The sequence below is a fragment of the Ruminococcus sp. YE282 genome (genome assembly GCA_900101355.1).
Lineage (GTDB): Bacteria > Bacillota > Clostridia > Oscillospirales > Acutalibacteraceae > Ruminococcoides > Ruminococcoides bromii_A.
In genome coordinates this window covers 1-25,034 of record FMUV01000010.1, presented here as the reverse complement: position 1 = coordinate 25,034, position 25,034 = coordinate 1, and the positions used below count along the sequence as shown (strand labels likewise).

At 41.3% G+C, this 25,034-nt stretch carries 29 protein-coding genes and 1 tRNA gene; 21 read left to right on the top strand and 9 right to left on the bottom strand.

Annotated features, from left to right (window positions below; genetic code table 11):
• The first annotated feature begins 4 nt into the window (after positions 1-4).
• From BLP46_RS04960 to BLP46_RS12985, 7 genes are all read left to right on the top strand, one after another.
• Positions 5-790 (top strand): class I SAM-dependent methyltransferase, encoded by a 786-nt coding sequence (locus tag BLP46_RS04960; protein WP_092976546.1) that lies wholly within the window; start codon positions 5-7, stop codon positions 788-790.
• A gap of 79 nt (positions 791-869) precedes the next feature.
• Complete coding sequence (locus BLP46_RS04955; protein ID WP_092976542.1) at positions 870-1,526, top strand: DUF6796 family protein; 657 nt, start codon at positions 870-872, stop codon at positions 1,524-1,526.
• A gap of 10 nt (positions 1,527-1,536) precedes the next feature.
• Positions 1,537-2,283, top strand: a complete 747-nt coding sequence (locus BLP46_RS04950) for a DUF6796 family protein (protein WP_092976539.1) — start codon at positions 1,537-1,539, stop codon at positions 2,281-2,283.
• Positions 2,276-2,686 carry a hypothetical protein gene (locus BLP46_RS04945; RefSeq protein ID WP_092976536.1) on the top strand — a complete coding sequence of 137 codons (411 nt, stop codon included), beginning with the start codon at positions 2,276-2,278 and terminating at the stop codon, positions 2,684-2,686. The genes BLP46_RS04950 and BLP46_RS04945 overlap by 8 nt, the downstream gene beginning before the upstream one ends.
• Before the next feature lie 98 nt (positions 2,687-2,784).
• Entirely contained in the window at positions 2,785-2,961 is a 177-nt protein-coding gene (locus BLP46_RS12990) for a hypothetical protein (protein ID WP_167669181.1), read from the top strand.
• The gene (locus BLP46_RS04940) at positions 2,958-3,128 is read left to right on the top strand and encodes a TIGR04076 family protein (protein WP_092976533.1); all 171 of its coding nucleotides are present in this window, start codon (positions 2,958-2,960) and stop codon (positions 3,126-3,128) included. The genes BLP46_RS12990 and BLP46_RS04940 overlap by 4 nt, the downstream gene beginning before the upstream one ends.
• A gap of 374 nt (positions 3,129-3,502) precedes the next feature.
• Positions 3,503-3,670, top strand: coding sequence for a hypothetical protein (locus tag BLP46_RS12985; RefSeq protein WP_167669180.1), 168 nt, complete (start codon positions 3,503-3,505; stop codon positions 3,668-3,670).
• A 440-nt stretch (positions 3,671-4,110) separates the two neighbouring features.
• Here BLP46_RS12985 and BLP46_RS04930 read toward each other — a convergent pair whose 3' ends face one another.
• A complete protein-coding gene (locus BLP46_RS04930) occupies positions 4,111-5,760 on the bottom strand; it encodes an AMP-binding protein (protein ID WP_092976530.1) in 1,650 nt (549 codons plus the stop codon).
• Between the two features lie 421 nt (positions 5,761-6,181).
• Positions 6,182-6,511: a winged helix-turn-helix transcriptional regulator gene (locus BLP46_RS04925; RefSeq protein WP_092976527.1), complete on the bottom strand. Its 330-nt coding sequence runs from the start codon at positions 6,509-6,511 to the stop codon at positions 6,182-6,184.
• Positions 6,512-6,706: 195 nt separating this feature from the next.
• On the opposite strand from BLP46_RS04925, the gene acgA reads away from it, so the two are divergent.
• Genes acgA through BLP46_RS04895 form a run of 6 tightly spaced genes read left to right on the top strand, consistent with a single transcriptional unit; the run spans position 6,707 to position 11,475 of the window.
• Complete coding sequence (gene acgA, locus BLP46_RS04920; RefSeq protein ID WP_092976524.1) at positions 6,707-6,871, top strand: ACGX-repeat peptide; 165 nt, start codon at positions 6,707-6,709, stop codon at positions 6,869-6,871.
• Between the two features lie 39 nt (positions 6,872-6,910).
• Positions 6,911-8,011, top strand: coding sequence for a radical SAM/SPASM domain protein, ACGX system (gene acgM / locus BLP46_RS04915; protein WP_318259474.1), 1,101 nt, complete (start codon positions 6,911-6,913; stop codon positions 8,009-8,011).
• 1 nt (position 8,012) lies between these two features.
• Positions 8,013-8,969 (top strand): alcohol dehydrogenase catalytic domain-containing protein, encoded by a 957-nt coding sequence (locus BLP46_RS04910; RefSeq protein ID WP_318259473.1) that lies wholly within the window; start codon positions 8,013-8,015, stop codon positions 8,967-8,969.
• Between the two features lie 12 nt (positions 8,970-8,981).
• Positions 8,982-9,764 carry a protein-ADP-ribose hydrolase gene (locus BLP46_RS04905; RefSeq protein WP_092976518.1) on the top strand — a complete coding sequence of 261 codons (783 nt, stop codon included), beginning with the start codon at positions 8,982-8,984 and terminating at the stop codon, positions 9,762-9,764.
• Positions 9,694-10,569, top strand: a complete 876-nt coding sequence (locus BLP46_RS04900; protein WP_092976515.1) for an SIR2 family NAD-dependent protein deacylase — start codon at positions 9,694-9,696, stop codon at positions 10,567-10,569. Before BLP46_RS04905 ends, BLP46_RS04900 begins: the two co-directional genes overlap by 71 nt.
• A 33-nt stretch (positions 10,570-10,602) precedes the next feature.
• Positions 10,603-11,475 (top strand): DUF5131 family protein, encoded by an 873-nt coding sequence (locus BLP46_RS04895; protein WP_092976512.1) that lies wholly within the window; start codon positions 10,603-10,605, stop codon positions 11,473-11,475.
• 512 nt (positions 11,476-11,987) lie between these two features.
• Here BLP46_RS04895 and BLP46_RS04890 read toward each other — a convergent pair.
• Both BLP46_RS04890 and BLP46_RS04885 read right to left on the bottom strand, forming a co-directional pair.
• Entirely contained in the window at positions 11,988-12,677 is a 690-nt protein-coding gene (locus BLP46_RS04890; RefSeq protein WP_173312846.1) for a peptidylprolyl isomerase, read from the bottom strand.
• A gap of 72 nt (positions 12,678-12,749) precedes the next feature.
• Positions 12,750-13,424, bottom strand: coding sequence for a helix-turn-helix domain-containing protein (locus tag BLP46_RS04885; protein ID WP_167669179.1), 675 nt, complete (start codon positions 13,422-13,424; stop codon positions 12,750-12,752).
• A 155-nt stretch (positions 13,425-13,579) separates the two neighbouring features.
• Between BLP46_RS04885 and BLP46_RS04880 the strand changes: the two genes are divergently transcribed.
• The 6 genes from BLP46_RS04880 to BLP46_RS04855 all read left to right on the top strand — a co-directional run bounded on the left by BLP46_RS04880 (position 13,580) and on the right by BLP46_RS04855 (position 19,455).
• Positions 13,580-14,206 (top strand): histidine phosphatase family protein, encoded by a 627-nt coding sequence (locus BLP46_RS04880; RefSeq protein ID WP_092976505.1) that lies wholly within the window; start codon positions 13,580-13,582, stop codon positions 14,204-14,206.
• Between the two features lie 176 nt (positions 14,207-14,382).
• On the top strand, positions 14,383-15,453 hold the full coding sequence (gene leuB / locus BLP46_RS04875; protein ID WP_092976502.1) for a 3-isopropylmalate dehydrogenase: 1,071 nt from the start codon (positions 14,383-14,385) through the stop codon (positions 15,451-15,453).
• A 12-nt stretch (positions 15,454-15,465) separates the two neighbouring features.
• Positions 15,466-16,194 carry a CpsB/CapC family capsule biosynthesis tyrosine phosphatase gene (locus BLP46_RS04870; protein WP_092976499.1) on the top strand — a complete coding sequence of 243 codons (729 nt, stop codon included), beginning with the start codon at positions 15,466-15,468 and terminating at the stop codon, positions 16,192-16,194.
• Positions 16,195-16,562: 368 nt separating this feature from the next.
• Positions 16,563-16,638 (top strand) — tRNA-Trp (locus BLP46_RS04865).
• A gap of 242 nt (positions 16,639-16,880) precedes the next feature.
• A complete protein-coding gene (locus BLP46_RS04860; RefSeq protein ID WP_092976496.1) occupies positions 16,881-17,474 on the top strand; it encodes a type I restriction enzyme HsdR N-terminal domain-containing protein in 594 nt (197 codons plus the stop codon).
• A gap of 64 nt (positions 17,475-17,538) precedes the next feature.
• Complete coding sequence (locus tag BLP46_RS04855) at positions 17,539-19,455, top strand: N-6 DNA methylase (protein WP_092976493.1); 1,917 nt, start codon at positions 17,539-17,541, stop codon at positions 19,453-19,455.
• Between the two features lie 17 nt (positions 19,456-19,472).
• On the opposite strand, the gene BLP46_RS04850 is transcribed toward BLP46_RS04855, so the two are convergent.
• The 5 genes from BLP46_RS04850 to BLP46_RS04830 form a co-directional block, all read right to left on the bottom strand.
• Positions 19,473-20,699 carry a tyrosine-type recombinase/integrase gene (locus BLP46_RS04850; RefSeq protein WP_092976489.1) on the bottom strand — a complete coding sequence of 409 codons (1,227 nt, stop codon included), beginning with the start codon at positions 20,697-20,699 and terminating at the stop codon, positions 19,473-19,475.
• A 171-nt stretch (positions 20,700-20,870) separates the two neighbouring features.
• Positions 20,871-22,229: a MobP3 family relaxase gene (gene mobP3 / locus BLP46_RS04845; protein ID WP_092976486.1), complete on the bottom strand. Its 1,359-nt coding sequence runs from the start codon at positions 22,227-22,229 to the stop codon at positions 20,871-20,873.
• 3 nt (positions 22,230-22,232) lie between these two features.
• On the bottom strand, positions 22,233-22,634 hold the full coding sequence (locus BLP46_RS04840) for a hypothetical protein (RefSeq protein WP_092976483.1): 402 nt from the start codon (positions 22,632-22,634) through the stop codon (positions 22,233-22,235).
• 128 nt (positions 22,635-22,762) lie between these two features.
• A complete protein-coding gene (locus BLP46_RS04835) occupies positions 22,763-23,122 on the bottom strand; it encodes a helix-turn-helix domain-containing protein (RefSeq protein WP_318259472.1) in 360 nt (119 codons plus the stop codon).
• Positions 23,119-23,328 carry a helix-turn-helix domain-containing protein gene (locus BLP46_RS04830; protein ID WP_092976477.1) on the bottom strand — a complete coding sequence of 70 codons (210 nt, stop codon included), beginning with the start codon at positions 23,326-23,328 and terminating at the stop codon, positions 23,119-23,121. The genes BLP46_RS04835 and BLP46_RS04830 overlap by 4 nt, the downstream gene beginning before the upstream one ends.
• Positions 23,329-23,495: 167 nt before the next feature.
• Here BLP46_RS04830 and BLP46_RS04825 point away from each other — a divergent pair, with 167 nt between their 5' ends.
• Entirely contained in the window at positions 23,496-24,668 is a 1,173-nt protein-coding gene (locus BLP46_RS04825) for a DUF6076 domain-containing protein (protein WP_092976474.1), read from the top strand.
• A gap of 114 nt (positions 24,669-24,782) precedes the next feature.
• A partial coding sequence (locus BLP46_RS04820) for a transposase (protein WP_207645211.1) occupies positions 24,783-25,034 on the top strand: 252 nt, incomplete at its 3' end.

The window sequence follows — 25,034 nt, the reverse complement described above, 5'->3', positions numbered from 1 at the left end:
GAATATGAAGCCTGATTACAAAAACTGGATGCCGAAGGGAATGATTTATGCCGGTCTGTCGGCAACACTGATACTCTTTATACTGTTCATCGTTTTCGGATTGACCGAAATACTGAGCAGAACGATCAAAACCGTGGTGTTTATCTTTTTTCTGATCGGGACGGTCGTTGGCGTTTGTGCATCCCTCTGGATGATCCTGATGTACCGTGCCTTTGATTACAACGGCAAGCGGAAAATGTCAAAGCAAATCATCGACGGGATCGCCGGCTATGTTGACGTACCCGACGGCGGTAAATGTCTTGACGTCGGCTGCGGCAGCGGAGCGCTCACGATCGCCTGCGCAAAAAGAAACCCCAACTCAAGCTTCATCGGTGTTGACCGCTGGGGAAAAGAATACGCCTCATTCAATCAACCGCTGTGTGAGAACAACGCCAAAGCGGAAGGTGTGGAAAATACGTCCTTTCAGCGCGGCGACGCGACGAAGCTCACATTTATGGACGAGACCTTTGATGCTGTTTGCAGTAATTACGTTTATCACAATATTCCGGGCGACAGACAGGCATATCTGCTCGAGACCCTTCGCACCTTGAGAAAAGGCGGTTCGTTTGCGATACACGATATTTTCTCCAATTCCAAATACGGCGATATGCAGGCTTTCTTGAAAAAACTGCGGGATATGGGCTATGAAAAGGCGGAACTGATCGACACGACGGACGGTAAATTGATGTCGAAATTTGAGTCTGTGTGGATGGGACTATCCGGCTCTGCACTGCTTGTAGGAAAAAAATAAACATAACGTCTTCTGCAGAGGTTTACATAGTCTTGATTTAACCGCAAGCAACAGTTAAATTAAATAAAGGAGTTAAACGATGTTGTTATTTTCGATCCTCGGTTTGTGTGGTGGGCTGCTCTGCTGTGTCGGAGATATCCTGTTTGACTTAAAGGGCGCGGGCAACGAAAAGCTCGGCACCTCCAAAAATATCGACAGCAACTGGATGAGGATGTCCGAGTGGCGTTTTGGCGCGTCGATCCTCTGTGCTTTTTTCGGCGACGCGGGGGTCGGCTTCGGCTTTTGCTCTATTGCTTCGCAGATTAGCGGCGGTTACCCGACGCTCGCGATGGTCATGAGCATCCTTGCGTTTGTCGGCTGTATCGGCGGTTTTTTTGTCCATTCGATGCTCTGTATCCAAGCAGTCATCTACAAGCGGATCATGAGCAAGGGTGAGGATAACTTCGAGATTGCAGATCACACCCTAGAGGGCTTATACAAGGCGATCACTGTTCCTTTTTTTCTGAGCTATCTGATTCTGATGGCGGCGGATTTGTGTTTGGTTATCGCGATTCTGATCGGCGCGCTGAATGTTCCGAAATGGATGGCGGCGCTCAATTCCATCGTGTTTTTAATCATCGGCGTTACGCTGAGAAAGATCAATCCCAAAACCTTTCAGGATCTGCCCGGCATCATCATGCCGAGCCTCGGCTTGGCTATGGTTGGTCTCATCGGGATCGTTGCTTTGAATATTTAGGAGGAAACTTATGACGGAAAGACATGATAAAATACAAAAATCGTATAATGATATCGGGATCGACAGTAAGCTCGACCGGGGGCGTATACGCAAGCTGATGCTCATCGGCATCTTCGCCGCTTGCATGGTGCTCGTCGGGGATATGCTCCTCGGCTGGGGAATGCACGACGCTTCAAAAGGCGGGATGGAGGGCTATCTGTCGGCGTATATCAACCTGCCGGACGGCAGGATCTTCTGGTCAGCCTTTCTCGGACTGCTCGGCATCCCGCTTGAGGCGCTTTCTTATTTCGGTGTCTATCGGCTGATCGCGCCGTATTCACAGCGATATGCCCATTTATACCGCAACGGTATCCTAGGAGTGCTGACCTTTGGCGGTTGCGGCGTGCATGTGCCGTGTTTGGCGTGCGTTTTCTTCTATAAATATATGAGCGCGGCAAATTCCGAGACAGCTGTCGGCGATTCCGTCCGCTTCGGCGCTTACTTTCTGTTGCCAGGGATGATCCTGTTCATGATTTTTTGGGTGCTCCATCATATCGCACATATCTGTGCTTTTGCAAAGGGACTGACGCCCTATCCGAAGTGGTGCTGGATCTTCTGTCCCGCATTTGGAATGGCGCTGACGATGCTGCTTAAATTTCTGCCGGAATCACCGCTCAGAAATGCGCTGACCGCCGCTTGGATCAGCATCGGCAACCTTTGGATGTTTATTGGCTTGCTGGTGATGATGAAGAAAGCGATAGGCGATAAAGATGTATGAAACAAAGATCTCCGACGCACGTTGGATCGCATATGATATCCCCGGCAACATCGGCTGGATCGTATATATCGTGACGGTGATCATCGCGCTGATCAACAAGCCTGACATATTCTCCTATTGTGCGATCATACCTTCCGTTCTCATTCTGATAGGAATAGTGGAACTGATCAGCGAGCGGATCGCGAAGCTCGACAGAATACTGCCGAAAGCTCGATTGTATCGCGGCTTTGGTGCGCTCACCGCAGGCGGCGCGCTGGGCGTGATCTTCTCCGCTGTAATGGTCATCAAAGACGGTTCGGTGAATCACATTATCATGCTGTCGGGAGCGGTAATATGCTTTATCTTCGGCGGTCTGCTGTTCATAGGCTATAAAAAGCAACAAAGCGATACAAGAAACAGATAAACGCAAATAGCGCTGAATCAAGAAAAAACAGAGAGCATCCATTAAAGAAACTCTCTGTTTTTTGATGGGCTCAGTACTTCTTTATAACGTGTCAAAATATGAGCTGCAAACAAGGAATATCATCGGTGGAATATTATATCTACTTGGTTCGTCAAAAAGATAGAAAAACAACGAACAAGAAGTATTACCGTAATAACAATCCCGCATATATCAACATAAATGAAAACCGCATTGGTAGCCATAAACGGCTTGCCAATGCGGTTTTTGTGGTATGAAGGGTTGGACAAATGATGACAGGATGATGATAGCTTGCTGTAACGACGGAACAAGACCTGTTATCTTTCAAATTGAAAGAATTGATATACCTGAGAGCGAAGAAGAAAAAGAATGGCTGAAAAAGCAGAGCTTTAAGAACTCTGCCGAGAACACCTATACAGGTTGACGCGCCTAAAAGGATTGTTGACGAACTGACTGATATAATCGGAAGCATTGATGGCATGAGCTTAAATGCTACTGTATCTAAGTAAACCTAAATGAACGCATGCTGTCTGAGTGGCAGCGTGTTTTTTGAAAATATAAAGTTGTTGCTGTGGCAACAGATAATACTACCAATACGTTATATAATATAATCAGAAATAGAGATGAGCAAAACAAACACGCAGCAAGCTACAGATAACGAAAAAACAAGAAACAAAATTAAAAAGGCGCAACAAGTTTAACCATACGGCAAAACCGCACAGCGGCCGTTGAAAATATGAAAAATCAAATTCAAGCGATTCTTTTCACGCTTTTTAGGCAACGCACGGAGTAGTCTGAATGAGTGACAGTTGCTTCAACAGCGATAGCCAGCAAGGCAATATGTGCAATAGTGTTGAGGTTTTGAACTGCATTGAAGCTGTGAACCCATGCTTGCTCCTGCCCGGTTTGCTTGAACCGTGCGTTGGAGCGTTCGGCTTCGGTTCGCAAAGCGTAAATCTTTTTTGAAGGAAACACAGTCTCTGTCAATAGATAAGCGGTAATCATCGGGAATCGTTATATATTTGAAACAACCGCGGTTTTTCTTGCCGTTTTTCCAGTTTTAGTGATTGCATGGGCAGCAAGCGGTTTTAGAGTTTTTGAACGGACAGCAGTATTTTTGTCTGGTATGTCCGTTGTCAGTCGTTCTACCATCCTTGTTCATAGCAAGCCCGGCGTCGCAAAGAGGGCGACCGGAAGAAAGCTTATCGGGATTTTTGGTATTACGTTTGTTGATTGGAATACAGCACTCCCCAGCTTCATTTTGCTGCCCCCATTACCCATTATTAATTAATCATATCAGAAAAACAACCGATTGTCCACAAACTCCGCAAGAAAACGCTGAGGTTTCGTTTATCAAAAAATCCCCGCCTGCTCGCTGTGAACAGGCGGGGAAACTATGTCATTTCTTAACAAATCTTAGTTCTGTCAATACTTCTTATGTCGGTGCGCTTGATTTTGCCGCTTATGGTTTTCGGCATTTCGTCGGCAAATTCCAGAACTTGGATATGCTTGTAGGATGAAACCTTTTTGTTGACAAAACGCTTGATTTCTTTTTCAAGCTGTTTGCTCTTTTCAAAACCGTCGGCAAGCTTTACCGTTGCTTTGATAGCCTGTCCTCTTGAAGCGTCGGGAATACCCGTAACCGCGCATTCCAAAACAGCAGGGTGTTTCATCAATACATTTTCGATTTCAAACGGTCCGACGCGGAAGCCTCTTGTTTTGATCAAATCGTCTATTCTTCCGACATACCAATAGAATCCGTCTTCGTCCTTATACGCGGTGTCGCCTGTGTGATAAACGCCGTTTCTCCACACGCTTTCGTACAGCTTTTCATCACCGCAATAGCCCATAAATATACCGTACTGCTGCTTTTGCGGCACGACTACGATTTCCCCTACCTCGTTCTCCTTAAGCTCGTTGCCGTCTTCATCAACTATCATGGTGTTGTACAGCGGCGTCGGCTTTCCCAGCGAGCCGATCTTTGACTCGGTACCGACAAGATTGCCGAGCATAAGCACGGACTCTGTTTGACCGAAGCCTTCCTTTAAGCTCAAGCCCGTCTGCTCATAAACCTTTTCAAAAACCGAAGGGTTAAGCGCTTCTCCGGCGGTGGTCAGGTGCTCCAGCGCCGATAAATCATACTTGCTCATATCACGCTTGATAAAATAACGGTAAACCGTCGGCGGCGCGCAGAAGGAAGTAACCTTGTACTTCTCCATTATTCGCAGCAGCTTATGCGGCGAGAAGCTGTCAAAATCGTAAACCATAACAGCGCAGCCGCACAGCCATTGTCCATAGATCTTTCCCCAAGAGGCTTTGCCCCAGCCTGTTTCGGCTACGGTCAGGTGAAGCCCGTTTTCACGGACATTCTGCCAGTATTTAGCGGTAATGATATGTGAAAGCGTGTAGGTGTGGTTATGCATAACAGCTTTCGGGTAGCCTGTCGTACCGGAGGTGAAGTAAATAAGCATAGGCTCTTCCGCCTTGGTCGCAACAGGAGTAAGGTTTTCGTCTGCCGAATCTATCAGTTTTGTCAGATTAACTGCTCCCGGCAAATCGCGGCGCACAACGAACACTGATTCTAACTGCCGTTTTTGCGCCGCGGCTTCAAGCATATCCTCGGCTGTGCTGCCGTCCGGAGTACAGATCGCAAAACGAATATCCGCTGTTTCTATGCGATAGGTAATATCGTCAACTGTCAGCATATTGGTCGCCGGAATGGCAACCGCGCCTAATTTATGGAGTGCCGGTACAATATACCAGTACTCATAGTTACGCTTCAAAATAACGAGCACTTTATCGCCTTTTTTAACGCCTTGTGCTTTCAGCGCATTTGCCGCTTTATTGCTCAGCCGGCTTATGTCGCCAAATGTAAATGTTTTTTCAACCTTGTCAGGGTTAGTATAGACAAGAGCCCTGTCGCAGGGTGCAAGGCGAGCCATCTCATCAACTACATCATAGCCGAAATTATAGCTTTCGGGTACGTTCAGCTGAAAATCAACTAATAAACCGTTTTTGTTTACCGTTGGGGTACAAAATTTTTTGAATAACTGCATAATTATTCTCCTTAAATAAATGGAATAATCATGACTGTACAGTTCATTAAAGGTTGATCGTCACCAACCGTCATCATTATAAAGAAAGAGTTGAAGAAAGTCAACAAATCGGCTATGCAAATTATCCCGAAACCGGATATAGTTATTTGAATTTTGCATAAGTGTATATTTTAGTAGCTTTATGTTTATAAGCGTTATCCTTTATTCTTCTTTGTTGAATTAATCCGCAAAAGAAATTGATGCAGAAATGCCGAACAAACTGCACGTTGCAGCAGACTACTAAGACCGCTCGGCGAACAGTTCGATATTGATTCTGATTCGTGACGCGATTGAGAAGCACGAGGAAAAACACGGAAAAATAGAAATATAAAAATGAGCAGGACGGTGTCATCGGCTGTCCTGCTCGTTTTATCAGTCGTTATTATTTTTCAAACTGTTCCTTATAATCGATCCCAAACGTTTCCATCGACTTGATGATCGGGCGCATACTCTCGCCGAGATCGCTCAGGGCGTACTCTACTCGTGGCGGAACCTCGGGATAAACGGTGCGGGTGATGATACCGTCCTCCTCCATCGAGCGCAGGCTGTCGGTCAGCACCTTCTGACTTATTCCGTCAAGGCTTTTTCTCAGCTCGTTGAACCGCCACGGTCTGACGAGCAGATTCCGCAGGATCAGCAGCTTCCATTTGCTTCCGATCAGGCTGACGGTTGTTGCTACGGGACAATCGGGTAACTCGGCTTTGGTTTTCATAACGCACCTCCGTTGGTATATAAAATAGTGTAATACATATCTGAATACAGTATAACAGACCTAAGCCGAATTGTCGAGTAGTTACAAAAAGGTGACTATATAATAGAAAAGTGCGTACTTGTGACGTTGTTCTCCGTACTGTAAAATAAACTTGTAAGCAATAAAACGCTGCAAATAAACGAAAGGAGAACGATTATGGCATTATCCAACATTGCTTCTTGGACAAAGGGCGGCAAATCTTCTGCTTGCGGAACTGCTGAAAAGGCTTCGGCTTGCGGTACTGCGGAGAAGGCTTCCGCCTGCGGCACTGCCGAAAAGGTTTCCGCTTGCGGTTCAGCCTGCGGCGCGGGTGACAAATAATTTTGTCCGTAATGCCCTCTGAGCTTTCGGAGGGCAATTATGCAAATATCAGCAAATGCTGTTTATATATGCGAGGTAATTATTATGAGTAAGCCCTATTTTTCTTTTCAATGGCATATCACGGATGAGTGCGACCAGCGGTGCAAGCACTGCTACATCTTCTCGGACGGCAAACACAACTGCTTGAAATCAATGACGTGGGAACAGATGCAGGACACCTTCTACAACTGCCTTGATGTTTGCGAGGTTTTCGGTCGCACACCGTACTTTTATCTGACGGGCGGCGATCCGATTTTACATCCTGACTTTTGGCGGCTGCTGGAGTTGTTTCACGATCATGACATTATATTCACGATCCTCGGCAATCCGTTCCACCTCAACGATCAAGTGTGCAGGGAATTAAAGTGGTTCGGCTGCGAGAAATATCAGCTCTCGCTCGACGGCTTGCGTGAAACACACGACTGGTTCCGTAAGCCCGGTTCCTACGACTGTACTCTCGAAAAGGTCAAGTGCATTAACAAGGCTGGCATCCGTTCCGTGGTTATGGCGACGGTTTCCAAGACAAATATGAGCGAGATCACGGGCATTATCGACGCGGTTGCAGAAGCCGGAGCGAATGTATTTGCCTTCTCCCGTTATGTGCCGAGCGGCGGCGACCTTGACGCGAGTATGACAGCGCAGGAATACCGCAGATTGCTTGCAGCCTGCGATAAGAAGTTCAAGGAGTATGAAGCGGAAGGCTGTCAGACCTATTTCAATAAAAAAGACCACCTCTGGACGCTTTACGAATATGAAACAGGTGAGTTCACGATTCCCGAAAACGCCGAAAAGGGTATGATTTACGGCGGATGCAACTGCGGAGCGTGTCATATCACGATACTTCCGACGGGCGATATTTTCGCCTGCCGCAGAGTAGCGAACAGCAAGGTCGGCAATGTGTTTGAGGACAGGCTTGCGGATGTTTGGCTGACTTCAATGGAGTGTTACAGAGATTTCGATAAGTTCAGCAAATGCAGCCGCTGCAAGCTGCTTGCGTGGTGCAGAGGTTGTCCTGCAGTAGCAAAAGGTACAAACGACGACTTCTACGCCGATGATCCGCAGTGCTGGGCAAGTGTAGAGAATGGACTGATTAAGGGGTGAGATGATGAAAGCAGTTGTATTGACAAAGCCGACAAAGGCAGAGGATATCGTTCTGTCAGAGGTAGAAGTGCCCACGGTAAAGCCCGGTTGGGTGCTTGTAAAAATCAAAGCGTTCGGACTGAATCACTCGGAACAGATTTTAAGAGAATTTGAAATAGAAAATGACTATATCAACAAACCGATCATCCCGGGTATTGAATGTGTCGGAGAAATCGCCGACCCGTCCGACAGCGGATTTAATATCGGTCAGAAGGTCGTCGCTCTGATGGGCGGTATGGGACGTTCTTTTGGCGGCAGTTACGCTGAATACGCTTTGCTTCCTGTTCATCACGTTTTCCCTGTCGAAAGCAATCTGTCTTGGACAGAAATGGGAGCGATCCCCGAAACCTACTTTACAGCTTGGGGCTCACTGTTCCAATGCCTGCGGCTCACGCCCGACGATAAGCTTCTTATCAGGGGTGCGACCTGCGCTCTCGGTTATGCGGCGATCCAACTCGCAAAAGCTCTCGGCTGTACTGTTGTCGGTACTACCCACAAAGAGGATAAACTGCCGCTTTTAAAAGAAGCAGGCTGTGATGAGTGTATTCTTGATGACGGCACGACAAAGGGCAAGGTCAGCGGCGTTACTAAAGCGCTTGAGCTTTTCGGGATCAAAACCCTCAGAGATACGATGTTCGCTCTTGACGAAGGCGCGGTCGTCTGCAATACCGGCGTACTCGGCAAGGTGTATGAGTGGGACGGCTTCGACCCGATCAAGGATATTCCCAACGGCGTATATCTGACAGGCTTTTTCTCAAATTATCCGACACAGAAAATGATACAGGACATTTTCAGTTTTATGGACAAGCATCATCTGAAACCGTTAATCGGTGCAACTTTTGACTTCGCTCATATCAAAGAAGCGTGTATCGCTCTTGACAGAGGAAAGGTGAATGGTAAAATAGTTGTAGAAGTTTGAGAAGGTGATGTTATGACGCAGGCAGAAAAACGATCGTTTTTAATCAATACTCTTTTATCCGAACGCGGAGAAAGAATTGAAATACCTACAGACGAATACAATCAAAAGCGGCTTTTGCGCTCGCTGTTCAATATCCGTATGCCGAAGCCTGTTACAAATGACTTTTTGCAGATCCAAGACGCGTATTTGCAGGAAGAAACCGCGCAAAAGGGAATCACGGATATTGCAGACTTAGAGCCGGTTCAAGATCATATCTATCTTTGGCAGGGCGACATCACCACGCTGAAATGCGACGCTATCGTCAACGCTGCCAACAGTCAAATGCTCGGCTGTTTTAGTCCCTGTCACGGCTGCATCGACAACGTGATCCACACCTATGCAGGCGTACAACTGCGCTGCAAATGCAATGAAATAATGACGGAGCAGGGATTTGACGAGCCGACAGGTCAGGCAAAAATCACGCCTGCCTATAATCTGCCTTGCAAATATATTATTCACACCGTCGGACCGATCGTCGGCGGCAGGCTTACGGATGAGGACTGCGAGCTGCTCAAAAGCTGTTATCTCTCCTGCCTGAAACTCGCAGAGGAAAATGGCTGTAAGAGCATCGCTTTCTGCTGTATCTCAACCGGCGTTTTCGGATTTCCTCAAAAAGAAGCGGCTGAGATCGCGGTCAATACCGTTAAAGAATATCAAATGAAACACGAGATCGAGGTGATATTCAATGTTTTCAAAGATTCAGATAAACAAATCTACCAAGAATTACTCTCAGCAGATCGAGCAAATCAAAGATAAACTAAACAACGCCGACGCAGTTGTTATCGGAGCGGGTGCGGGACTTTCCACATCGGCAGGCTTTACCTATTCGGGCGGGCGGTTTTACAAGCACTTTTCCGACTTTGCCGAGAGATACGGAATCACCGATATGTATTCCGGCGGCTTTATGGTGATGCGATATCCTCCGGAGGTGTTCTGGGCATATTGGAGCCGTTTTATTTTGATCAACCGCTACGAAAAAGCTCCAAAGCCTGTGTATGATGATCTGTTGAAGCTTGTTAAGGATAAAAACTACTTTGTACTTACAACGAACGTTGATCATCAATTTCAGCTTGCAGGCTTCGACAAGGAGCGGCTGTTCTACACGCAGGGCGACTATGGTTTGTTCCAATGCTCCGTTCCCTGCCACAACAAAACCTACGACAACTATGATACCGTCATCGCAATGATGGAACAGCAAAAGGATATGAAAGTCCCTGCAGAGCTGATCCCGCGCTGTCCCGTCTGCGGAAAGCCTATGACAATGAACCTCAGATCTGACGATAAATTTGTCGAGGACGGGGGCTGGCAAAAAGCGGCTGAGCGGTATAACACTTTCATTAACGAGAATAAGGACAAAAATATTGTCTATCTTGAATTGGGCGTAGGAGGAAATACGCCGGGAATTATCAAATATCTGTTTTGGCAGCTCACGGCACAGAATGAAAATGCCGTTTATGCTTGTATCAATCTCGGCGAGAGCTTCTGCCCCAACGAGATTTCAGACCGATCCATTTGTGTCAACGCCGACATCGGCAAGGTAATCAAGGACTTGCTTGAATAGAACCGTTAAAACAACTAAGCAGGAGGTGAGGTTATGCACGACATATGGAATCCGTGGCACGGCTGCAAAAAGTGCAGCGAGGGCTGCGCGAACTGTTATATGTACTTTCTTGACGCTCAGCGCGGCAAGAACGGCGCGGATATCTATCGCACAAAAGCGGGCTTCAACTATCCGCTGTCGAAGGACAGAAGCGGACATTACAAAGTCAAAAGCGGCGAACAGCTCCGCGTGTGTATGACCTCCGACTTTTTCCTTGAGGAAGCGGACGCGTGGCGTGACGAAGCTTGGAATATCATTCGTCAGCGCCCCGACGTCGTTTTCTTCTTACTGACGAAACGTCCCCGGAGAGTAAGGGATCACCTGCCAAGTGATTGGGGCGACGGTTGGGAGAATGTCTTTTTCAACGTCAGCTGTGAGAATCAAAAGCGTGCCGACGAGCGGATCCCGATTTTGCTTACGCTGCCGTTCAAGCACAAGGGCATTATGTGCGCACCGTTTATCGGCGAGATCAGCATTAGAGAATATCTCAAAAGCGGTCAGCTTGAACAGGTCATCTGCGACGGCGAGAATTATGCGGGCGCACGTCCCTGCCGTTACGAATGGGTAAAGCGGCTCCGTGACGAATGTGAGGAGTTCAACGTCACCTTCGCCTTTATCGGCATAGGCAGACGTTTTATCAAGGACGGCAGAATGTATCAGATCGAGAGCAGTGAACTACAGGCTAATCAGGCGTATAAATCAGGACTGAGCTTCAAGGGCAAGCCGATCGACTTCAAACTCACTAATATTCTCGGTATGCCGATTTCCGAGGAAAGACGTTACAAGCCGTATTTCGGCGATAAATGCCAAACCTGCGGAATGAAGATCATCTGCAACGGCTGTACACGTTGCGGGAAATGCGATTGATTTATAACACCGCATTGAGTAAAATAAACCTCTTGACTTACCCACTGCTCTATGCTATACTACACCCAACAAATCGCATAGGAATGGGAAAAATAAGGTTTCACCGACGTGGTGTGACCATCAGGTCCATGTGAAAGCAATTTCATGCAGGTTCAAGTCCTGTTACCTGCACCAACGCTTTTATCCCGGTAAACGTTATGTTTATCGGGATTTTGTTATGCTTTTTGATGTTTAAATTATACCTCGTAGCTAACAAGCAGCTAACAGATAACTAACAAGCAATTAATCAGAATTTCCATCAAAATAACTTACACGCCGAGTAATTTTCTCTAAAATATTTGTAGAGCATATTTGACCTTAACTCCGATTTTTAATCAATCACATTTAACGGATTTAGGTAAATATGCTCTACTTTTTTATATTTTTAATTTTATCTTGTAGACTCTGTTTTTTAGCTAAGCTTTTATTTAGAGACTTCTAACAGATTGTTATAAATACAATATTATTAAAAATTATTCCTCAATTGTGATTGAGTTGATTACAGGTTGGTTAGCCTTTTGAACTGTTCCGTTGCTGTCTGAAACAGGGGTCTTTTGGCATATTTCATCAACAATGTCCATTCCGTCGGTTACATAACCGAATGCGGCATACTGTCCGTCAAGGTAAGTGCTGTCCTTTTGAACAATAAAGAACTGTGAGCTTGCACTGTCATTATCCTGAGAACGTGCCATTGAAATTGCTCCTCTTGTGTGGCTGAGCTTGTTTTCAACGCCGTTTCCGCTAAATTCACCCTTGATGTTTTCATTGCTGCCGCCGGTACCGTTGCCCAATGGGTCACCGCCCTGAATCATAAAACCGTTTATGATTCTGTGAAATGTCAAGCCGTCATAAAATCCGTCTTTGGCAAGTTTTACAAAATTCTGAACTGTAATTGGTGCATCGTCCGGGAAGAGAGCAACTGTAATTTTTCCGTAATCCTTAATGTCAATTACAGCAGTAATTGCATTATCCGGAATTGATACGGTAGTATCTTCAGATGCAACTGTTGTTTCCGTACTTTTCTTAGTTTCGGTTGTGCTGCTTGAACTTGAGCTTGAATTTTCGCCGCAGCCGCTGAAGAATGTACAGGAAAGTGCAATCATTGCAACGATTAGCAGACTAAGTGCCTTGACTGAAATTGATTTAATGTTAGTATTCTTCATTTTAATTTCCTTTCATAAATACATTGATAATTTAAAATAATTTTATCATCAAATCAGTGATAAATCAACCTTTTAAGCCAAATTCTTGTGCTGCGCAATTCCTTTGATGTTCCTTTCGGAAAGCTGAATAAGGTTAAAAAGCGACGCCGCTCCGCCCTTAAAATATGTTGAGATAATGTCGGGAGACAAACTGAGCGACAAAGTGTTTCGTTCAATAACAGAGTCTATAATTTCAAGGTCGAGCATCATTGATGCTGATGTAAGAGCCTTATATCTGTTTTTGGTTATTGAAAACATAGACTGGGTATTGTTTTCTTCAGAGCAGTATATTGTCCGAAAAATTTGATACTCGGCACTCATCAGATAGTTGCTTACTGCATTTGTAAGACGCTTGTCACCAATTTGAGCCAAAAGGTCAAAAATCACCGTTGTAGTGTTCATCAAAAGTTTTTTGTTTATCTGGTTTATCATATTGCCCTTTATGTGACGTATTTCATCGCTTTCCGGAATATCATCGGCTGTAACCGCGGCAAGCCTGCGCTGTACCGTCCTGCCGAGAAGGTAGTCGCACGAAACTTCAAAATATTCCGCCGCCCTTACCAAAAAATCAAGACCGCATTCTCGGATTCCCTTTTCGTAATGCGAAAGCAACGCCTGTGAAATTCCAAGGTCTGCGGCAACCTGCTTTTGGCTTAGTCCGCGTTCTTTGCGCAAAAAAGTAATAATTCTTGGAAAATCTTTATTCAAACCTTGACACCTCAAATTCAATAATAGTATAATATTATAGGTTATTTAGATTTTCGGCAATTGTATATGTATAATTACATAATTAATTGCTAAATCAATATAACGATTAGTATAACACGATTATTACGTATTGTAAATAATTAATTGGAGTTTTTATGCAGTCATATATAATTCATTTTATCCGACACGGCTCAATTGACGAAACCCTGTCGGGAAAATATATCGGAACAACCGATGCGGCTTTGTCCGACAAAGGAAAAACTATGCTCAGAAAATTAAATTCCGAGTATTTCTATCCCCAGCCAAAGGTTGTTTTTACAAGCCCTTTAAAGCGTTGCACGCAGACCTGTAAAATACTTTTCCCTGAACTTAAGCCGTTGGTTATTGACGCTCTGTCTGAATGTAACTTTGGCGAATGGGAGGGAAAAACTGCGGATGAACTTAAAAGTAATCCCGACTTTGAAAAATGGCTTGCCGGAGATAATTCCGTTAAACCTCCAAGAGGAGAAAGCAACGCAGACTTTGTAAGACGTATTTGCAATATGTTTGACAGCATAATTGAGGGGCTTATGAAGACAGGAACAACCGAGGCTGCAATTGTTACACACGGCGGAGTAATAATGACTTTGCTTGCAGTTTACGGACTTCCGCAGGCAAAGCCGTTTGAGTGGGCAATGGAGAACGGTTGTGGGTATTCAATTCGCATAACTCCGCTTTTATGGCAAAGGGACAAGGTTTGCGAGGTATTCTCAAAGCTGCCCTATGATAGGTCGGATGACTGATATAATATGATAGCAAATGTCTCTTATCTTTAAGATGGGATATTCAGGGGTTCAAAAGTATAATGTCTACTTGAAATTTAAGAAGCTAACATTTTGCCGCAAAGTTTACAAGTAAATCAGGGCAATGCTCGGGTTTTAAACATAGTATATTTAATTTTAAAGGAGTATATATAAATATGGCAGATTATAAAATAACATTGCTTAAGGGCGACGGAATAGGTCCTGAAATTGTAAATCAGGCTGTTAAGGTACTTGATAAGGCTGCAGAAAAATTTGACTTTACTGTTGAATACGACGAGGCTCTTCTCGGCGGTTGCGCAATTGATGCAACAGGAGTTCCGCTTCCTCAGGAAACAATTGATAAATGCAAGGCTTCCGACAGCGTAATTTTGGGAGCAGTCGGCGGTCCAAAGTGGGACAATCAGCCCGGTAACAATCGCCCTGAGGCAGGACTTCTCGGTATTCGCGGAGCACTCGGACTTTTTGCAAATCTTCGTCCGTCTGTAATTTTCGGACCGCTTAAAAGCGCTTCTCCTATAAAGGATGAGATTATCGGCGACAATATGAACGTTTTGATTGTACGTGAACTTACAGGCGGTATCTATTTTGGAGAAAGAGGCACAAAGCTTGTTGACGGTGAACCTGCCGCTTGGGATACAGAAATGTATTCCGTTCCCGAAATTGAGCGTATAGCAAGAGTGGCATTTGATATGGCTATGAAGAGAAACAAGAAGCTCACAAGCGTAGACAAGGCAAATGTGCTTGAATCTTCACGTCTTTGGAGAAAGACTGTTATTGAGGTTTCAAAGGACTATCCTGAGGTTGAGCTTAATCATATGTATGTTGACAACTGCGCTATGCAGCTTGTCCGCAACCCAAAGCAGTTTGACGTTATTGTGACTTCAAATATTTTTGGCGATATTCTTTCTGATGAGGCATCTATGATTGCCGGTTCAATAGGAATGCTTGCTTCTGCAAGTCTTTCAGAGGGCAAACTCGGACTTTATGAGCCTATTCACGGTTCTGCTCCGGATATTGCAGGATTGGGCATTGCAAATCCTCTTGCTACAATTCTTTCTGTTGCAATGATGCTTCGTTATTCACTTAATCAGAACAAGGCTGCTGACGCTATTGAAGCAGCTGTTTCCAAGGTGCTTGAAACTCACCGTACTCCTGATATTTACGAAGAAGGTCTGACAAAGGTTAGCTGTGAAGAAATGGGCGACCTTGTTTGCAAGGCACTCTGATTGAGGTATAAAATGCAACTTTATGATATGCACTCGCACATTTTGCCGGAATTTGATGACGGCGCAAAAAGTATTGATGAAAGCTTGACACTTCTTAATTGTCTTAAGAATCAAAATGTCACTAACATTTGTCTTACGCCTCATTTCTATACAAATGAAATGAGCGTGTCGGATTTTGTAAAAAGCAGGCAGGAAGCATATGAAAAGTTTTTGCCACATAAGCCTGAGGGAATAAATCTTGTTCTCGGTACCGAGGTTTATGTAACAAAATATCTGTTTACTAATGATGATTTGTCAGGTATTACATATGGTAAATCAAAATATATCCTAACAGAATATGCTTATTCATCAAGCTTTTCCGACCACACGCTTGAAAAGTTTTATAAACTAATGGATAATTATAGTCTCATACCTGTTTTGACTCATGTTGAAAGATATGAAAATTTAATTCACGAACCTGAAATTATTCGTGAACTTAAGGATATTGGCGTAATCATTCAGACAAACATAAGTAATTATGCCGATAAGGCTGCATTTTTCAGAAAAAGAAAGCTGCTTAAATTCATCAATGAAGGTTTAATTGACATAATCGGTTCTGATACACATTCAATGACGCATAACACACCTGAAGTTTTTACCCAAGCATTGAAATGTATATCGAATAAATGCGGAGAACAAAAAGTTGAACAAATGATGAATACGGCTGCGAATATTTTTAACAGCGCAGTGGGTAATATGTAAAACAAAAATATATTTTCGTTTTTACAACAGCTTTGGCTGTAAATTTTCTTTGTACACATAGCGAAAAACACTTTGAATTTTTATTTTGATATTATTAGCCTTAATAATATTTTAATTAATGTTAGGCGTTTGAAACTATTTCTTAATAACCTTTACGGAACATAGCGAATCTTAGGATTTTTGTAGTGAATAAACTTAATTATGCCTTTTTCGCTATGTTCTTTTCTATTTACTGTATATTACTGTATCATTTTTCAGCCTACTCTAGACAATTTTTTTGTTTTGCAGCTTTAAAATTATTGACAAACGAACAGATTTATAGTATAATACATAATGTTGTTTGAATTATTAACAATTGAATAAAATATAGGGGTATAGCTCAGTTGGTAGAGCAGCGGTCTCCAAAACCGCGTGCCGAGGGTTCAAGTCCTTCTGCCCCTGCCAAGCGAAAACGGCTTAAACACTGCGTTTAAGCCGTTTTTTGATACAATTTTATGATGGGAGCACGGTCTGATTTTCCCGTTTTGACGCTCATTTCAGGCATCAAAATGTTCAACCGGCGCTAATAATTTCAACGATTCCGTCTGCTACATCATCAAAATAGCATCAACTTAAAAAAATTACAAAAAACAGCCTTGTGAAATGAATAACTTTATGATAATATAATAATCAATGGAGGTAATAAAATGTCATATAGTACATTATTTAATTTAGATTCTTCAAATATCACTTCAGAAGCTGAAGTTGAAACAAGGCTACTCGCTCCTTTGTTTAATGATTTAGGTTATCCATCTGATTGCATTTTACCGAAAAAACATGTCAAATCATTAAAAATTTATGATGGAAGAAAAACTTCGATGAAAGAAGTAGACTTTTTGCTTTTGAACGCAAATAAAAATGCCAAAGTGGTGGTGGAAGCTAAAGACCCGTCCATTAATATTTTGGACGCTTGGGGACAAACAGCTAGTTACGCATTAAGTTACAATCGTGATAAAAAATTAGACTCTCAAAAAATCAAATGGCTTTTGATATCTAATGGTCACTTTACAGGTTTATTTCCTCATGATAGTGAAACACCTATTGTAACGTTGCAACTTTCTGACTTTGCTAGTGGCACGCCTCCTTATGTTACATTAAGAACCTACATAAAGTATGGCGCAATTGAAAACAAGACAAAAACAAAAATACCTTTTGAATCTCTTACTCCTAAAAAACTAAATGATTTATTTGCGGAATCTCATAACTTAAGTATGGAAAAAGGAAAAATTAGCTCCAGCTGATGCTTTTTTTGAATTTTGCAAATTTATCTTTATAAAAATCCAAGAAGATAAAAAAAGAGAAGCCTTGCCTGCAGATACCGAAAGTTATGAAATACCATTAACTGAAGCATGGCTAAAAGCTCAAAGCAATACTAGTTCGCACCCAGTTCGAGATATTCTATTTAAAAATCTTCACACAGAACTAGAAGATGCAATAATCAATCGGAACAAAAAAAGAATCTTTGAAAAAGATGAAACACTAAAACTATCTGCCTCAACCTGCTATGAATTAATAAAAAAATTTCAATCAGTAAATCTAAGTTCGATTGATGAAGATTTAAATGGACGGATGTTTGAGGTGTTTTTAGCGGCTTCAATACGTGGTAAAGATTTAGGACAATTTTTCACTCCAAGATCGGTAGTTGATTTCATGACACGAATTGCCTTAAGAAATGTGGATATAAAAAAGCCTCCAAAAGTATTGGATGCTTGTTGTGGAACAGCTGGTTTTTTAATAGAGGTAATGGCATATTTAACTGGCAGATTGCGTAATGACACTCGTCTTACTAGCGATGAAAGAAAAGTAATTCACAAACAAATATGCGAGGAATGTTTATATGGAATTGAAGCGAATGAACGGGTAGCTAGAATTGCGAGAATTAATATGTATCTGCACGGTGATGGCGGTTCCCATATTTTTCACGGAGATGGACTTGACATAAACCCCTTAGAAACTAAAGATATGACATCTGAAAAAAAAGAAGAAGTATCAGAATTCAAAACAAAAATTAAAAACAATACCTTTGATTTGATATTAAGTAATCCCCCGTTTAGTATGAATTATTCATCTTCAAATGAAGATGAAAAACGCATTTTAAAACAACACGAACTAACTAAGAAATCATCTACTGCAAAATCTAGCGTTTTGTTTTTAAATAGATACTATGAATTATTGAAAGATGATGGAGAATTACTGATTGTGTTAGATGACACAGTAATAAACGGTAAAACATTTGAAGAAATAAGAAAATGGATTATTGATAAATTTATTATACTAGGTGTACACTCTTTGCCCTTTAATGCATTTTTTAAAGCCAAAGCAAATATAAAGACTTCAATTATCCATCTACGAAAAAAGCATTCAGCTTCTGAGAAGCAATGCAATATATTTATGTCAATATCAAATAATATTGGTCATGATAATTCATTAAGGGATACACCATTTCGGAATAATCTTACTGAAATACTAATTGCCTATCTTGAATGGCAAAGGACTGGTTATTTGTCTATGACTACTAGAGATAATTATGATAAATCAGAAAATCTTGAATGTCCACAACAATACTGGTTAATTTCTGGGGATGAATTAACAACCGAAAGATTTGATTCATTTTTTTATTGTCCCGATCTCCATAATGCTTACAAAGCCATGATGTTTGCAAAGCAAAGCGGTAAAATTGATATAATAAAAGGTTCCTCATTAAAAAGGAGAAAAAAACTAAATAGTGAAGAAAAAATGTGTTTAAGAAAAAGTGACAAAGATTTTAAATACATTGAAATTGGAGATGTAACTCAATATGGGTTAATTACGAAGTATATTAAAGGAAGATTTGAAGATTTACCCACCAGAGGAGAATATCAAGTACATACAGGTGATATTCTTCTTGCATTAAACAACAGTTCAAGAGGCACTGTTGTTTTAGTTCCACCAGAATTTGATAATGCAATTTGTACCTCAGGCTTTCTTGTTATTATTCCTGATAACGAGGAACAAGGATTACTGCTATGGTATTCATTAAGAAGCGAGTTATGCAGAAAACAAATTTATTATCTTGCACAAACCGCTAGTCAGCCTGAGTTAAAGCTTGATGCTTGGAATTCATATTTTGAAATACCAATTCCAATCAAAGAAGATTACAATTTATCAATAAAAAAAGCAAAGGAATTTTATACACACCTATCAAAATTAACAGATATTGATTCCTATCGATTCTCCTTATAACTTAAACTATGTAGTTGTTAACTCACCTCACAATTAAACCCATCCGTTATGCCATTCAGCTTTGTTAAATCTCTTTTTACATAATACATCTCTGTAATCTCTGATGTGGTGTGACCGAGCAAATCTGCAACCTGTCTTGGGGTTAATGATTTGATTGAACCGTCAGGTTGCTTTATTCCGTTTACAAGGTTAGTAGCAAAGGTGTGGCGGAGCGAGTGCAAGCCTTTGGTTTCTATGCCTGCGGCTTTGAGGATTCTGTAATATCTCTTACGGAAATTTACCGGTCTGGTGAAGTTGCCGTTTTCATCGGGTATGAGCGGCGAATCTTCTCCGAAGTAGAATTCTTTTCTCAGGTCAAGTATCATTTCGATTGCAGTATCGTTCAGCGGAACATCTCTCTTGCTTGTGGCACTTTTCAGCTTGCCGACCTTAACCTCTCGTCCTTTTTCTGCTGTTACTCCGTCACGCTTTGATATTTCCTTTACTCCTCTGTTAAGGTGCATTACACGATTTTCAATGTCAATGTCGCTGTTGAGAAGTCCGAGCACCTCGCCTGTTCTCAAACCGGTATTCAGCATAAGAATATATGCTGCGGCTTGCTGATATTTTCTTTTGCCGTTTGAAAATGTGCTAAACGCTTCATCTTTGAATATTTTAATCTCTTCCGGCGTGAACACCGTTATGGTTTCGCTCGTCGGAAGATTTTCTTTGTCCTGCGCCGCAAGAAAGTTGCTTTTCTTTATCATCGGAGCGCTTATCATAGGATTTCTGTCAATGTACTCTTGTTGAGTGAGATACCTAAAATACTCATTCAGCACATTATGCACTTTCTTAACCGTAGTGTAGGCATAGCCCTCATTCATTTTATCGTTGAGCAATTTTTTAATGTCCGCTGACTTAATATCTCCAACTACCTTGTCACCGATATACGGATAGATTTGATTTTTCGCTGTACATTCGTATCTGTCATAAGTAGTCCGTTCAACAGACGGAAACTTAAACACCTCAAGCCAGTTCTGCATACTGTCTTTCAGCCTTTTCTTTGTTTCTTGCGACTCAATTATTGAGTCGTTAAACGCAGTAATATATTCTGTAATTTTCTTGTTGACCTCTGCTTTAGTCGTACCCGAAAAGCTTTTCCTTTTCCGTTCGCCTTGCTCATTCATATACCAAACAACACCGCCCCAGCGGTTGTCCGTCCTTTTGAAAGCGTTGCCGTTTGTAAGTAATTTTCTTATTGACATAATATCAGCTCCTTTTCAAGTACAAAAACATACCATAAATTCATCTCAATATCCAGACCAAATTTGAAACTCTCAAAAATCGCCCACACTGGTTTTATTTGTTGTTTCCGATTACTTTACTGCTGAAAGCAACAAAATCGAACACGGGCGACACACGGCTCAACAGAGAGGTTACATTGACATTGTAAATCCCTGCTCCTCGTCATTTTCGATTTCATTCTGATTAACCGTTCTGTCGGTTCTAAGTCCGTGAGCAATCTTTTTCTTTTCAAGCTTAGATTTAAGTTTGCTGTCAACCTGACCTAATAATTTTGCTCGTTTACGCTTGCAACTGTTTGCAATCAATTTTGAAAGAGCAAGGAGTATTCCTGAAACAGATTGCTCAACACTTGATTTATAAATTTCCTTTGTCGTAGTTGTCTGTGAAATCAGATTAACCAACTTCAAAATATAGTTCTTGATACTTCTGAATTCTTTGTTATCTTCAAGAGGTATATCAGGTTTTTCTTTATCGTAATACAGCGACAGTTTTTCCCTGTTGATTTCATTCCACTTCGAATAAAGATTCGTAAGATTTTTATCCCTTGCAAGTTCGGCAACTATATTGTTGACGGTTTCTTTGATTGATTTAGGAAGATATCCGTACATCAACCTGCCGTTGTAACTTTTGAGCTGTTCAGCAAGTTTTTTAAACAGATCAACTATTTTATCTGAAACATAAACATCAGAATCAATTTTTGCAACTAAATCATCAATAACATTCCTTGCCTCATTTTTAAGTTCATCACGGATTTCTGTCTGCATTTCAAACAGCTTGTACTGTTCATTTCTGAATATATCATTGCCGAATGTACTTCGCATACTTTCTATGCCTTTATTGGTTAGATAGCCTTGTCCTGACTTTGAATAAACAAGCAGATGTATGTGAGGATGATGTATTGTGTTATGAAATGCTCCGTACCACTGCAAATCGCTCGGCTCTATCTTGTGTGCTTTTGCAATCTCAAGAGCATTTCTTCTGACTAAATTTTTCCAAGCATTTGCATTGTTGTAGCCAAGTCTTTCGGCATCTTCTCTTTTAAGGCTAATGACATGAGTCCACACAATTCCGTTGTGACTTGAAACTTCGTCAGCAACATCATCAAGATTTATCTTGTCATCAGTTTGAGAAAACAATCCGTGCTTACCGATTTTCTCAACACCGGGTCTTTCTGCATAATAGTTCACTAGCTTTTTAACACCGTCTATCCTGTCAGCGTTTCGTTCAAGAAATTCGTTGAGGAATTCTGTTGCATTAGCCTTTGTCTTATTTTTAAGATAGGATTTCATTTCAGGATAATCCCAGGACTCCGGAACAGTTTTAAGTGCAGTACAGATTAAATCATTTTGTTTCTTGGTAGCAGGAGAGTTATCGATACCGTTTGGCAGTTTTTCAACACCATCACGAGTGCCCATATATTTTATTAGTTTGCCTGCATTTGAAGATGCAGGATTTTTCATATATCGGCTTGTAAAAATAATCTTCGCCATAGATTAACCACGTTGGAATCTGTACGCATCTTCAAAAGTTATGATACCGTTGTTCCTTGCGACTTCTTCTGCACAGAGATTATTAAGTGCTGACAACGAATGATTATCAATCTGATTTGTTGCTGCAACAATATTACTCAGCTTTGCCTGTTCCACAGCCAACTTGAACAGCATTTCAGAAACATTCTTTTCCACGCTTTCAATTTCACTTTTTATGGTTTGTGCAAGGATTGGTGAAAGATAATTAATGCACTTTTGCTGATGAAGATAACCGATGTAAAACTGAACAGCCTGACAGACAAAATCACTTTTTGAAGTCGCATTTGCTGTATCAAGCATTTCTGTAATTTCTTCAACCATTGAAGGTTTCATCCAATAGGCATATTTCTTTTTATTTTCGCTCATTTTTGATAGGCACCTCAAATTCTGATTTTTGACATACTGTAAAACCCCATAACAGTCGGCTCTGCCGTCTGATGTGACCCCGTGGGGAGACGCCCCACTTTAACCTGCTTTTCATAATTTCCTTGAAATTATGCGTTTCTCCACAACTGCTCACTGTGAAAGTAATCAATAGCTTCTGCAATCGGACGAATAGTATATAGCAATGTACCGTTGCGTTTTCGCCCGTCTTTTGTAATTACCTCTGTTCTCTCGGTCGAGATTAAATGTTTATCTTCAAGGCTTTGAACATATTTTCTTACAGTATTCTGACTCATTTTCAAAGCTTTTCCAATTGTTCGGTAGCTTGGATAGCACTGATATGTTTTCCTGTTCTCACACCGCAAAAGATAACAGTACACAGCAATTTCTCCCGAGGATAAGCCAAGACAAAATATTTCATTCGGCAGAGTAAAGTAATGTTTTGCATTATTTATAGAATTATATTTCAAATACTTCCTCCTGTATTCTGCTCTACCCATTCACGGAACTTTTCTTTCGGCACGACAAGCCTTGAACCAATTTTCAGAACTGGAAATCCGTCTGTGTGCATCAACTCATATCCGCTTGATGATGAGATTCCCAGCACCTTTGAAACTATATTCGCATTCAGAAACAACGGTAACTCATCATATGATTTATAATTTGATTCTTTCATTTTGACCTCCGAATTAAATTGACAGATAAAATAGAAGTTGAATTCTAATTCTGAATTGTCTAATAAACATTTTAGCAGAACTGTTGCAAAAACACAATAGACGTCTTATAATTAAACTACATTCTCTATTCTCGTTTCGTATTATCTATTTTCGGAGGTTTTATCTTATGGATTTTTACGCTTATTTCTGGAACAACGAAGTATATATTCAGGAGAAGTATAGGTTCAGTTCAAATGAAATTATAACAAAATATCTCAACACAAATTACTTGAATAAAATTGAAGAACTTAATTTACTTTATCAACTTTGCTCCCTGCAAGAAAAGATTAAGTTAAAGGAAGATATGAGCTATGACAACATAGAAAAATATGATAAGTATGTACAGGACGCTCAATATTACTTTGATATGATAAACAAGTGGTTACACAGATTTCCTCCCTATAATAAAATTCTTAAGTTTCCTCTTATAACATTATCCGATTTACTTAATGGATTCGGCATCTTTTTCGAGGATGGATTAGATGATGATTATGACAATATAGATTGGAATACCGTAAACAAATATGGCAATGGAGAGATTGACGAGAACGGACATTCGCATTTTCATCTGCATTATTTTAAGCCGAAAATTGAATCGGACTGGAACAATTATGACATTGATTTACTTGAGGAGCTTAATCAACTGAACAAAATTATAGAAATAATCTTTAGTCAATACATTAGTTTTCTCAAATCATATATTTCTATTCAAAAAATTTTCCGTCCGTTCGTAGAAAACTATCTGCACAGAAAAGGAACATTTCCAAATGAACACGAAGTTGCAGAATATTTTTCTGACTTTAATAAAAACAATTCAAAGAATTTTGACAAGATAAACTGTCAGATGAAGTCCTTTGGATATAAGGTGCTGAAAGACGAAAACAAAAAGCCGATACTCTGTGAGCAAATTTTATTTTCGGATTTGCAGTCGTTCCTATTCTATGACTTTTTCAACGGAATCAGGAATAACTATATTCCTAACAAGTGCAAGCACTGTGGCAATTTCTTTTTGATTCGTGGCGGCAAGTATTTTAGCTACTGCGATAATCCATTAAAGGACGAGCCTGATAAAACCTGTCGAGATGTCGGCTCAAGACGGCACTATGACGACAAGTGCAAAAACGATCCCATTTGGCAGACCTACAACAGAGCATACAAAGCACACTACGCACGCTATATGAAAAAGAAAATGACCATTTCCGAATTTGAGAAATGGTCACGGTTTGCGTCAAGTTTGAGGGACAAGGCTATTGCAGGAGAGATTAAGTTTGAACAGTATTATGCTGATATACGAAAATAGCTTATCTTTGTTTTCTGCGAGACCGCCGAAAAGTTTGTGTAAAAGTGAATAATAGACTTCCTTTCAAGCAATAATGGAAACAGAAAAATTAAAGCTTGAAAGGAAGTTTTTTTAATGGAAAAAGTACCGGCAGAAATGATGAGAGAATTTGTAAGAAGTCAGAAATTCACCTCAACAGATGAAGTTATGACAGCAATGAAAAATATGTTCAAGGACATTCTTCAGGAGGTTATGGAATGTGAGCTTGCAGATGAGCTCGGCTACGAGAAAAGCGAAAGAACGTCGAATGATGAGTGTAGCAATAAGTCGAAAAATTACAGAAACGGCTACTCAAAAAAGACGATAAAAACACAGATGGGAGAGCTT

Bases quoted from the DNA above. Each gene is read 5' to 3' on its own strand.
- BLP46_RS04960 (WP_092976546.1), top strand. From the start codon at position 5: ATGAAGCCTGATTACAAAAACTGGATGCCGAAGGGAATGATTTATGCC.
- BLP46_RS04955 (WP_092976542.1), top strand. From the start codon at position 870: ATGTTGTTATTTTCGATCCTCGGTTTGTGTGGTGGGCTGCTCTGCTGT.
- BLP46_RS04950 (WP_092976539.1), top strand. From the start codon at position 1,537: ATGACGGAAAGACATGATAAAATACAAAAATCGTATAATGATATCGGG.
- BLP46_RS04945 (WP_092976536.1), top strand. From the start codon at position 2,276: ATGTATGAAACAAAGATCTCCGACGCACGTTGGATCGCATATGATATC.
- BLP46_RS12990 (WP_167669181.1), top strand. From the start codon at position 2,785: ATGAGCTGCAAACAAGGAATATCATCGGTGGAATATTATATCTACTTG.
- BLP46_RS04940 (WP_092976533.1), top strand. From the start codon at position 2,958: ATGAAGGGTTGGACAAATGATGACAGGATGATGATAGCTTGCTGTAAC.
- BLP46_RS12985 (WP_167669180.1), top strand. From the start codon at position 3,503: ATGAGTGACAGTTGCTTCAACAGCGATAGCCAGCAAGGCAATATGTGC.
- BLP46_RS04930 (WP_092976530.1), bottom strand. From the start codon at position 5,760: ATGCAGTTATTCAAAAAATTTTGTACCCCAACGGTAAACAAAAACGGT.
- BLP46_RS04925 (WP_092976527.1), bottom strand. From the start codon at position 6,511: ATGAAAACCAAAGCCGAGTTACCCGATTGTCCCGTAGCAACAACCGTC.
- acgA (WP_092976524.1), top strand. From the start codon at position 6,707: ATGGCATTATCCAACATTGCTTCTTGGACAAAGGGCGGCAAATCTTCT.
- acgM (WP_318259474.1), top strand. From the start codon at position 6,911: ATGCAAATATCAGCAAATGCTGTTTATATATGCGAGGTAATTATTATG.
- BLP46_RS04910 (WP_318259473.1), top strand. From the start codon at position 8,013: ATGATGAAAGCAGTTGTATTGACAAAGCCGACAAAGGCAGAGGATATC.
- BLP46_RS04905 (WP_092976518.1), top strand. From the start codon at position 8,982: ATGACGCAGGCAGAAAAACGATCGTTTTTAATCAATACTCTTTTATCC.
- BLP46_RS04900 (WP_092976515.1), top strand. From the start codon at position 9,694: ATGTTTTCAAAGATTCAGATAAACAAATCTACCAAGAATTACTCTCAG.
- BLP46_RS04895 (WP_092976512.1), top strand. From the start codon at position 10,603: ATGCACGACATATGGAATCCGTGGCACGGCTGCAAAAAGTGCAGCGAG.
- BLP46_RS04890 (WP_173312846.1), bottom strand. From the start codon at position 12,677: ATGAAGAATACTAACATTAAATCAATTTCAGTCAAGGCACTTAGTCTG.
- BLP46_RS04880 (WP_092976505.1), top strand. From the start codon at position 13,580: ATGCAGTCATATATAATTCATTTTATCCGACACGGCTCAATTGACGAA.
- leuB (WP_092976502.1), top strand. From the start codon at position 14,383: ATGGCAGATTATAAAATAACATTGCTTAAGGGCGACGGAATAGGTCCT.
- BLP46_RS04870 (WP_092976499.1), top strand. From the start codon at position 15,466: ATGCAACTTTATGATATGCACTCGCACATTTTGCCGGAATTTGATGAC.
- BLP46_RS04860 (WP_092976496.1), top strand. From the start codon at position 16,881: ATGTCATATAGTACATTATTTAATTTAGATTCTTCAAATATCACTTCA.
- BLP46_RS04850 (WP_092976489.1), bottom strand. From the start codon at position 20,699: ATGTCAATAAGAAAATTACTTACAAACGGCAACGCTTTCAAAAGGACG.
- mobP3 (WP_092976486.1), bottom strand. From the start codon at position 22,229: ATGGCGAAGATTATTTTTACAAGCCGATATATGAAAAATCCTGCATCT.
- BLP46_RS04840 (WP_092976483.1), bottom strand. From the start codon at position 22,634: ATGAGCGAAAATAAAAAGAAATATGCCTATTGGATGAAACCTTCAATG.
- BLP46_RS04830 (WP_092976477.1), bottom strand. From the start codon at position 23,328: ATGAAAGAATCAAATTATAAATCATATGATGAGTTACCGTTGTTTCTG.
- BLP46_RS04825 (WP_092976474.1), top strand. From the start codon at position 23,496: ATGGATTTTTACGCTTATTTCTGGAACAACGAAGTATATATTCAGGAG.